Annotated in this window: 10 protein-coding genes and 1 riboswitch; of the genes, 8 read left to right on the top strand and 2 right to left on the bottom strand. The window is 69.5% G+C overall.

What is annotated here, in order from left to right:
- Nucleotides 1-20: 20 nt before the first annotated feature.
- On the top strand, nucleotides 21-635 hold the full coding sequence (pdxH, locus tag V7067_RS09205) for a pyridoxamine 5'-phosphate oxidase (RefSeq protein ID WP_334175600.1): 615 nt from the start codon (nucleotides 21-23) through the stop codon (nucleotides 633-635).
- Nucleotides 636-749: 114 nt separating this feature from the next.
- Here the strand turns inward: pdxH and V7067_RS09200 are convergent, their stop codons facing one another.
- Together V7067_RS09200 and trmFO are read right to left on the bottom strand one after the other, a co-directional pair.
- Nucleotides 750-929 (bottom strand): hypothetical protein, encoded by a 180-nt coding sequence (locus V7067_RS09200; RefSeq protein ID WP_334175595.1) that lies wholly within the window; start codon nucleotides 927-929, stop codon nucleotides 750-752.
- A gap of 498 nt (nucleotides 930-1,427) precedes the next feature.
- Nucleotides 1,428-2,876 carry a methylenetetrahydrofolate--tRNA-(uracil(54)-C(5))-methyltransferase (FADH(2)-oxidizing) TrmFO gene (gene trmFO, locus V7067_RS09195; RefSeq protein ID WP_334175599.1) on the bottom strand — a complete coding sequence of 483 codons (1,449 nt, stop codon included), beginning with the start codon at nucleotides 2,874-2,876 and terminating at the stop codon, nucleotides 1,428-1,430.
- A 345-nt stretch (nucleotides 2,877-3,221) separates the two neighbouring features.
- A riboswitch (TPP riboswitch) is annotated at nucleotides 3,222-3,347 on the top strand.
- Here trmFO and thiE point away from each other — a divergent pair.
- The 7 genes from thiE to V7067_RS09160 all read left to right on the top strand — a co-directional run bounded on the left by thiE (nucleotide 3,338) and on the right by V7067_RS09160 (nucleotide 8,772).
- A complete protein-coding gene (gene thiE, locus V7067_RS09190; RefSeq protein ID WP_334175594.1) occupies nucleotides 3,338-4,045 on the top strand; it encodes a thiamine phosphate synthase in 708 nt (235 codons plus the stop codon). (Overlaps the previous riboswitch by 10 nt.)
- A 14-nt stretch (nucleotides 4,046-4,059) precedes the next feature.
- A complete protein-coding gene (gene thiD / locus V7067_RS09185) occupies nucleotides 4,060-4,932 on the top strand; it encodes a bifunctional hydroxymethylpyrimidine kinase/phosphomethylpyrimidine kinase (protein ID WP_334175593.1) in 873 nt (290 codons plus the stop codon).
- 128 nt (nucleotides 4,933-5,060) lie between these two features.
- The gene (locus V7067_RS09180) at nucleotides 5,061-5,909 is read left to right on the top strand and encodes a UDP-2,3-diacylglucosamine diphosphatase (protein ID WP_334175592.1); all 849 of its coding nucleotides are present in this window, start codon (nucleotides 5,061-5,063) and stop codon (nucleotides 5,907-5,909) included.
- Nucleotides 5,910-5,917: 8 nt separating this feature from the next.
- Nucleotides 5,918-6,958, top strand: a complete 1,041-nt coding sequence (locus tag V7067_RS09175) for a glycosyltransferase family 1 protein (RefSeq protein ID WP_334175591.1) — start codon at nucleotides 5,918-5,920, stop codon at nucleotides 6,956-6,958.
- A 168-nt stretch (nucleotides 6,959-7,126) separates the two neighbouring features.
- Nucleotides 7,127-7,597, top strand: a complete 471-nt coding sequence (locus tag V7067_RS09170; RefSeq protein ID WP_334175598.1) for a CreA family protein — start codon at nucleotides 7,127-7,129, stop codon at nucleotides 7,595-7,597.
- Nucleotides 7,598-7,645: 48 nt separating this feature from the next.
- Nucleotides 7,646-8,182, top strand: a complete 537-nt coding sequence (locus tag V7067_RS09165; protein WP_334175590.1) for a hypothetical protein — start codon at nucleotides 7,646-7,648, stop codon at nucleotides 8,180-8,182.
- Between the two features lie 167 nt (nucleotides 8,183-8,349).
- On the top strand, nucleotides 8,350-8,772 hold the full coding sequence (locus tag V7067_RS09160; RefSeq protein ID WP_334175597.1) for a DUF1489 domain-containing protein: 423 nt from the start codon (nucleotides 8,350-8,352) through the stop codon (nucleotides 8,770-8,772).
- Nucleotides 8,773-9,066 lie beyond the last annotated feature (294 nt).

Genomic DNA, 9,066 nt, shown 5'->3' with positions numbered 1-9,066 from the left:
CGAACGAGTTCGAGCGTCCCATGCCCGAGTTAATGAGCGGTGACTTCTCTGCCGCTTCCGAGCCATTTCAGCTTTTTGCCGAGTGGATGGATGAGGCAACGCGGGCGGAAATCAACGATCCGAACGCGATGGCCGTCGCAACGGTGGATGAGGACGGCATGCCGGATGTGCGCATGGTGCTGCTCAAGAGTGCCGATCCCGGCGGTTTCGTCTTCTATACGAACTACGAGAGCGCAAAGGGACGGCAGATTCTGGCCCATCCCAAGGCAGCGCTGGTGTTTCACTGGAAAAGCCTGCGCCGCCAGATTCGCGTGCGCGGCACCGTTGCGTCTGTAACGGTTGAAGAGGCCGATGCCTACTACCAGTCGCGGGCCCGCGGCAGCCGCATCGGCGCATGGGCCTCGCGCCAGTCGCGCCCGCTGGAAAACCGCTTCGCGCTGGAAACGGAAGTGGCGCGCTATGCGGCGAAGTTCGGCCTCGGTTCGATTCCCCGCCCGCCGCACTGGTCGGGCTTCCGCATCACGCCGCTCGCCATCGAGTTCTGGCACGACCGGCCCTTCCGCCTGCACGACCGCATCCGCTTCACCCGTCCCGCCGCCGATCAGCCGTGGGACAAGGTCCGCCTCTATCCCTGACCGGCGGCGGACGGGCGCGGCCCGGACATGACTGCGGCCGGGAAGCCATCGCTTTCCGGCCGCAGGGCAGTGTCGGAACAGAAAACCGGCAACGGGAACGCTTGCGGGCCGGCCTCAGCGGGCCTGCTCGTCTTCCTTGTCCTCGTGCATCACCGCTTCGGCGGCGGCAACGGCGCGCAGGCCGAGGGGCTTGTAATGGGTGGCAAGCCGGGCTTCCACAATGGCGGCTTCCTGGGCGGCCGGGGTCAGGTCGTTGCCGGCAGCGTCGGCGGCATTCGGATGCTTGTTGCTCATGGTCGTCACTCCTCTCCGGCCGGGCCGGAGTCTTTTCGGATCTCGGGTTCGGGCAGCAATGCCGCTGCCCCGGTTGCGGAAAAGGGCGATGGCTCGTCCCTCCGCAGGGTTCGTTGCAGACCGCCGGCAAGGCAGGCGGGCCGGATTTCAGAGCGGGCCGCATTTGCGGGCCGGCGGTCTCTGACGGCGCCCTTTGCCTGCAGAATATGGCAAGAAACGGCGGCCGGCGTTGCAAAGCGGCCACAGCCCGCCCGTTGCCCGCCGGCGGGCAGGGGCCACAGAGCCGCCTGCGCCGGATCAATGCAGGCCGATTTCGCCTTGCGCACCAGTCGCTAACAACGGCAGACCCGGCGCCGCCGGGCCGTCACAAAGGCCTCTTCAGGCCGCCAACATGGCAGCCATGACCAAACAGCGGCTCTGGTTACCGCCCGGTCATACGCCGGCGAAGGAGCTGCCCTGCGCACGGTCCGGGCCCTGTTCCGGCGCGTCAAGCGTGCCTCAGCCGGCGCTGAGGGCGCTCGCTTCAAGCCAGGGGCCGAGGTCGGCCAGCGCGCGTTCGGCCATGGCGCGCTTGCGGGCCTGCGTCTTGGCAGCGCCGCGCAGGCGGCGGCCGTCCTCCGGCTTCGGCACGCTGACCGGGGGGAACAGGCCGAAATTGACGTTCATCGGCTGGAACGACCGCGGCGTGCCTTCCTCCTCCAGCGACAGGTGACCGCCGGTGATGTGGCCGAGCAGGGCGCCGAGCGCGGTGGTGGGCGGCGGGGCGAGCGGGGCGAGGCCAAGGCGCTCGGCGGCGGCGAAGCGGCCGGCGATGAGCCCCACCGCCGCCGATTCCACATAGCCCTCGCAGCCGGTGATCTGGCCGGCGAAACGCAGCCGGGGCATCGCCTTCAGCCGCAGGGTGCCGTCCAGCAGCTTCGGCGAGTTGAGGAAGGTGTTGCGGTGCAGGCCGCCGAGGCGGGCGAATTCGGCGTTCTCCAGCCCCGGAATCATCCGCAGGATGCGCGCCTGTTCGCCATATTTCAGCTTCGTCTGGAAACCGACGATGTTGTAGAGCGTGCCCAGCGCATTGTCCTGCCGCAGCTGCACCACCGCATAGGGCTTGACCAGCGGATCGCGCGGGTTGGTGAGGCCCATCGGCTTCATCGGGCCGTGGCGCAGCGTCTCCGGCCCGCGCGCCGCCATCACCTCGATCGGCAGGCAGCCGTCGAAATAAGGCGTGTCGGCTTCCCACTCGTGGAACGACACCGTCTCGCCGGCAACCAGCCCGGCCACGAACGCCTCATACTGATCGCGCGTCATCGGGCAGTTCAGATAGTCCTTGCCGGTGCCGAACGGGCCGGGCTTGTCATAACGCGACTGGTACCAGGCGATCTCCATGTTCACGCTTTCGCGGTGAACGATAGGGGCGATGGCATCGAAGAAGGCGAGCGAGGCTTCGCCGGTGAGCTGGCGGATGGCATCGGCAAGGGGCGGGGCGGTGAGCGGGCCGGTGGCCACCACCACGCTGTCCCAGTCCTGCGGCGGCAGTCCGGCGATCTCCTCGCGCACCACGCTGATGAGCGGATGGCCTTCCAGCGCGGCGGTGACGGCGGCGGAAAACGCCTCGCGGTCCACCGCCAGCGCGCCGCCGGCCGGCACCGGGTTGGCATCGGCGGCCGCGAGGATGAGCGAGCCGGCGCGGCGCATTTCCGCGTGGATCAGGCCGACGGCGTTGGCATAGGCATCGTCGGAGCGGAACGAGTTGGAGCACACCAGTTCCGCGAAGCCCTCGGTGCGGTGGGCCTCGGTGCCGCGCACCGGGCGCATTTCGTGCAGCACCACCGGCACGCCGTGGCGGGCGATCTGGAAGGCGGCCTCGGAGCCGGCGAGCCCGCCGCCCACCACATGGACCGGCTTCAGGCCCGGGTGCGCCGGAGCCGCGGCGGAGGCGAGATCGAAGGGCATCGGACAGAAGGGCATGGCGCGGGCCTCCGGCAACGCAGGGGGGCGGAGCGGGCGCCCCTGCGGCGCGCCCTGCATCTTTGCCGGCTGTATGGCGTCCGCGGGGCCGGGGCGTCAACTGGGCCGGGGCGCGGACGGGCGCGCAAGCGGCTTGAACACGGCGCCGGCAGTGTCTAAGAGTTGCGCAACGGCATGAAACCGGCGCCGGCTCTGCCGCGCACCCGATGCCCGGCCCGCACCCCGCCAGACCGGCGGACCGGCGGGCGGGGCCGCGGAAGCGGCTCATGCCGGCAACGGCGGCGGAAAGCCGCCGGCGTTCCATCGGCGGCCGCCCGGCCGCCCATAACGACGATCTCATGGGGGTGTCCCCGTGCACCGGCGGCAGCCGGCTGCCGGGGGCTGAGAGGCACCAGCGCCAACCCCTTGTACCTGAACCGGATCATGCCGGCGGAGGGAATTGAGACATGAGCACCACCGATCCGGCGCCGGAAGCGCCGTCCCGTCTTCGCCGCCCTGTCGATATCAGGGTCTATTGTCTGGTCGATCCGCTGCAGACGCGCGGCCGGCCGCTGGTCGATGTCGCGCGTGCGGCGGTCGCCGGCGGCGCCACGCTGGTGCAGTATCGCGACAAGCACGGCTCGACGCGCGACATGATCGCCAATGCCCGCGCGCTGAAGCAGGCGCTGGAAGGCACCGGCGTGCCGCTGGTCATCAACGACCGGGTGGACGTGGCCCTCGCGGCCGGCGCCGACGGCACCCATGTGGGCCAGAGCGATATCGCGGTGCGCGATGCGCGCCGTCTGCTCGGGCCGCAGGCCATCGTCGGCCTCAGCATCGGCAGCATCGCCGATGCCCACGCGGCGGCCTATGGCGAACTGGATTATGTGTGCATCGGCGCGGTCTTCCAGACGCTTTCCAAGGCCGATGCCGAGCCGCCCATGGGGCTTGGCGGCCTCTCGCGCATCGCCACGGCGATCCGCGGCCGCGACGACGGGGTGCCGGTCGGCGCCATCGCCGGCATCACGCAGGATAACGCGGCCGGGGTGATCGGCGCGGGCGTGGGCGGCGTGGCCGTCATTTCCGCCATCACCGCCGCGCCCGACCCGTGGATGGCCGCCCGTGCCCTGCGCCTTGCCGTCGACCGGGCGCTGGCCCCGGCCGGTGCGGCCTGACGGCGGAGAGCATCATGACCGGTTCGCAGTCCGCGGCGAGCGCCGCAGCCCCCGCCATTGCCGTGACCATTGCCGGATCGGATTCCGGCGGCGGCGCCGGCATTCAGGCCGACCTGAAGACCTTTTCCGCCCTCGGCGTCTACGGCGCCAGCGTGGTGACGGCGCTGACGGCGCAGAACACCCTCGGCGTCAGCGACGTGTTCGACGCGCCGGCGGAGTTCGTGCGGGCGCAGATCGACGCCGTCTTTTCCGATCTGGCCGTTTCGGCGGTGAAGATCGGCATGGTCTCGCGCATCGACACCATCATTGCCATCGCCGAGGGGCTCGACGCCTTCGACGGCGGCCCCGTGGTGGCGGATCCGGTGATGGTGGCCACCTCCGGCGATCCGCTGCTGGTGCCGGAGGCGGTGGCCGCCCTCATCGAATATCTGCTGCCGCGCTCCTACCTGCTGACGCCGAACCTGCCGGAGGCCGCGCGCCTGACCGGGCTGCCGCTGGCGGAGAGCGAGGCGGAAATCGTGGCGCAGGCGGAAAAGCTGCTGTCTGCCGGCCCTTATGCGGTGCTGCTGAAGGGCGGCCACCTGAGCGGCCCGCAGGCGCGCGACCTGCTGGTGACGGCCGGCGGCGAACGACGCTGGTTCACCGCACCGCGCCATGTGACCATGAACACCCACGGCACCGGCTGCACCCTGTCGTCGGCTATTGCCGCCGGTCTTGCGCAGGGGCTGGCGCTGGAGCCGGCGATTGCGCGGGCAAAAGCCTATCTCACCGAAGCAATCCGCGCCGCCGATGTGTTGAAGATCGGCAACGGCCATGGTCCCGTGCACCATTTTCATGCGTTGTGGCCGCCGCCGGAGCCGGGAAAAGCCGCTTCGTCACAAGGATGATACTGGAATCGCGTCCTGATCCCTCATCGCCGGAGCGGCTGAGACCCTGAGGTCCTCGCGTCCGCGGCCCCCGCGCCGCTCCGGTCTTTCGCCCCTGAGCGCTTCTGCCGGGGCATGAGGGATCAACGATGATGGACCAGTTCATCAACGATACGGCGGCGCTCGGCCGCCTGCCGCCGGATGACGATGCCCCGCGCCACTACCGCGCGCTCTTTCTCTCCGACATTCACCTCGGAACCCGCGGCTGTCAGGCCGAACTGCTGCTCGACTTTCTGCGCGTGCACGATGCCGAGACGATCTATCTGGTCGGCGATATCGTCGACGGCTGGCGGCTGCGGCGGGCGTGGTACTGGCCGCAGACCCACAACGATGTGGTCCAGAAGCTGCTGCGCAAGGGGCGCAAGGGCGCGCGTATCGTCTATATCCCCGGCAACCATGACGAGTTTCTGCGCGATTATCTCGGCAGTCATTTCGGCGGCGTCGAAGTGGTCGATTCCACTGTGCACACGGCGGCCGACGGCCGGCGCTTTCTGGTCATTCACGGCGACCAGTTCGACGTGGTCGTGCGCCATGCAAAATGGCTCGCGTTCCTTGGCGATTGGGCTTACACAACGGCATTGGCCACCAATACGTGGGTCAATGTCGTGCGCCGCCGCCTTGGGCTGACCTACTGGTCACTTTCGGCCTGGGCCAAGCTGAAGGTGAAAAACGCCGTGAACTTCATCGGCAAGTTCGAGGAAGCGCTGGCGACGGAAGCCCGTCGTTCCGGCGTGGACGGCGTGATCTGCGGCCACATTCACCATGCCACGATGCACGACCGGTTCGGCATCGGATATATCAACACGGGCGACTGGGTTGAAAGCTGCACGGCCATCGTGGAAACCCACGACGGCCGCTTCGAGCTGATCCGCTGGACCAGCAATGCGGCCGGCCAGCCCCTTCGCCAGCAAGCCCACCGCGAGCGTGCTGCCGCATGAAGCGACTGATGGTCGTATCGGATGCCTGGCATCCGCAGATTAACGGTGTGGTCCGCACCATGGAGCGGACCATGGAGGGGCTTGCCGGTCTGGGTGTGGAATCCTGCACGCTCACCCCGCAGGACTATCGCACGCTGCCGTGCCCGACCTATCCGGAGGTGCGCCTTTCCGTGACGCGGCCGAAGAGCGTGGGCCGTGCCATTGCCGGGGCGAAGGTCGATGCGGTGCACATCGTCACTGAAGGCCCGCTCGGCATTCTGGCGCGCCGGTTCTGCATTGCCACGGGGCTGCGTTTTACCACCAGCTACCACACCCGTTTTCCCGAATATCTGCATGCCCGCGTGCCGGTGCCGCTGCGCTGGACTTATGCGTGGATGCGCCGTTTCCACAATGCCGCGGCCGGCTGCATGATCGCCACGCCCTCGCTGGAGGCGGAACTGGCCGCGCGCGGGTTCCGCAATCTGATGCGCTGGGACCGCGGCGTCGACAGCGCGCTGTTCAACCCGGACTATGCCAGCGTGCTCGACCTGCCGCGGCCGATCTTCGGCTATGTCGGCCGCGTGGCGGTGGAAAAGAACATCGAGGCGTTCCTCGATCTCGACCTGCCGGGTTCGAAGGTGGTGGTCGGCGGCGGCCCGGCGCTGGAGGATCTGCGCAAGCGCTATCCTCATGTGCTGTTCACGGGCGCGAAGCTGGGGCCGGAACTGGCGAGCTATTATGCCTCGCTCGATGTGTTCGTCTTCCCGAGCCTGACGGACACCTTCGGCAACGTGCTGCTGGAGGCGCTGGCCTGCGGCGTGCCGGTGGCGGCCTTCCCGGTGACCGGGCCGCTCGATGTGATCGGCCGCACCGGGCCGGGCGTGCTCGACGCCGACCTGCGCGCCGCCGCGCTGGCCGCGCTGGAAATTCCGCGGGCGCGGGCCCGGGCGTTTGCGCTCAATTTCAGCTGGGAAGCCTCCAGCCGCCAGTTCTACGACAATGTCGTGGCGGCGCTGGATGGCCACGCCGAGGGGCGGGGGTTCCACGAACTCCGGCTGGCAGCCGAATAGGCCGGGCAGGCCGCGGCTCTGGCAGCCGCACCGGAAGCGCCCCATATCTGTCTCGGACCGATCGCCGGAAGGCGCGTGAGAGGGATGACGATGGCCGCTTCTGCTGCTGCCGGCCGGCGGGCCGGTTTCCGGGCTGTTTTTCTGGCGCTGGTGGCGGGCGCGGGCCTGATGGCGGCCGCCGCGCCGGCCCGTGCCGAGGAGCCGGATCTCATTTTCCGCAAATCGACGGTGTGGAAGTTCCTCACGCCGGATGACAAGCTCGCCGTCTATGGCATTGACGATCCTGTGGTTGAGGGCGTCGCCTGCCATTTCACCGTGCCCGAGAAGGGTGGTATGGCGGGGCTGTTCGGCGTGGCGGAAGAGGTGTCGGATATCTCGCTGGCCTGCCGGCAGGTGGGGCCGATCTCGTTCCGCGAAAAGTTCGCGCAGGGCGACGAGATGTTCCGGCAGAGCCGGTCGCTGTTCTTCAAGAAGATGCGCATCGTGCGCGGTTGCGACCCGAAGCGCAACGTGCTCGTCTATATGGTCTATTCGGACAAGCTGATCGAAGGCAGCCCGAAGAACTCGACCTCCTCCGTGCCGATCATGCCGTGGGGGACGGCCGAGCCGCCGCGCTGCGCCGACTGGCTGGAAGACTGAGGCGGTGCGGCCGCGCACGGCAGGCCGGCAGACCGACGGGGCAGGGCGATGACGACGGCGAACGGCGCGGAGCGGGCGGTGGGCGCGGAAGTGAAACGGGTGCTGGCCGGCGGCCGGCTGTGCCGGGCAGCGGTGCTGGCGCTGGTGCTGGCCGCGGGTGCGGTTGGCATGGCCGCGCCGGCCGCGGCCGGGCGCAAGCCGGCGCCGCAGAGCGCGGCACCCGGGCGCCCGGGCGACCGGGTCTATGTGGTGATCGACAGCCACGATCCTGCGCTCTTCTCCAGTGCGGTGAAGACCGGCGGCGATTTTCTGGCCGGCGGCAAGGGGCGTGTGTTCGAGATCATTCTCTCCGGCCGCGGCATTCTGCTGGCCATCCCCGGCAGCACGGTGGCGCAGAAGGACTATATCGACACCAAGCGCGCGCACCCGGACCTGCGACTGCTGGTGTGCAAGGAAACCGCCGACGTGCTGCAGAAAGCCAACCGCCGGCGCGTGCCCTATCTGCCGGGGGCGCGGATCGCCCCGTGCAGCGGCCTGCGCGCCGCCTATGCCAAGCAGGGCTTTCAGCGCGCCATGGGCTTCTGAGCGGGGCTGAGGCCTGCCACCGCCGGCGCGATGGTCCGGCGGAATCCCGGCCGGCACGGCAATCCACACCGGCGGCGGGGCGCGGCTCGTCATCGTGCGCCGGCCGGCCTATGGTGGGTGCCTGGGCCGGCGCCGCTGCGACGCGGCCGGGCGACGAGGAGACCATTTTGCCGCTGCATCTCATCAAGCTGTGCGTCGGGGCCGATTCGGTGGACGATCTGCGCGCGTGGATCGGCGAGGTCACCGCCGGCGGGGGCGAGCAGGTGCACACCACCCGCATGGTGCCGAAGCGCGCCGACGAACTGCTCGACGGCGGATCGCTCTACTGGGTCATTCGCGGCGTGGTGCAGGTGCGGCAGCGTCTGCTGGATATCCGCCCCTTCACCGGCGGGGATGGCATCGGCCGGTGCGATCTGGTGCTGGCGCCGGCGCTGGTGGAAACCCAGCGTCAGCCGCGCCGGCCGTTTCAGGGCTGGCGCTATCTGGCGGATGGCGATGCCCCGCGCGACATTGCCGCCGGCGCCGCCGGCAGCGGTGACGAGATGCCGGAGGCGCTGCGGGCCGAACTCCTGGAGCTGGGCCTGATCTGAGAGCCGGCGCGATCCCCGATCCCCGATCCCCGATCCCGGCGCAATCCCCGGGGCCTGTCCGGCGTCAGACGCGATACCGGCGGGGCGTCTCGCAGGGATGGCAAGGGGCAGTCAGAACGGGCAGCCCGAGCGGGCCGCCGGGGGTGCGGCAGGGAGGATGGCAAGGAGGATGGCAGGGAGGATGGCAGGGAGGATGGAATGAGCGACAGTCGGGACCGTCCGGTTCCATCGGGCCGCCCGCCCTCGCCGCCGGCCGGGCGGGCAGAGGTGGAGGCCTTTCTGGAGGCGGCCCGC

Source organism: Pseudoxanthobacter sp. (assembly GCF_036822375.1).
In the GTDB taxonomy this organism is placed as follows: Bacteria; Pseudomonadota; Alphaproteobacteria; order Rhizobiales; family Segnochrobactraceae; genus Pseudoxanthobacter.
The sequence above is the reverse complement of the archived record's forward strand: the minus strand, read 5'-3'. Positions and strand labels throughout refer to the sequence as shown.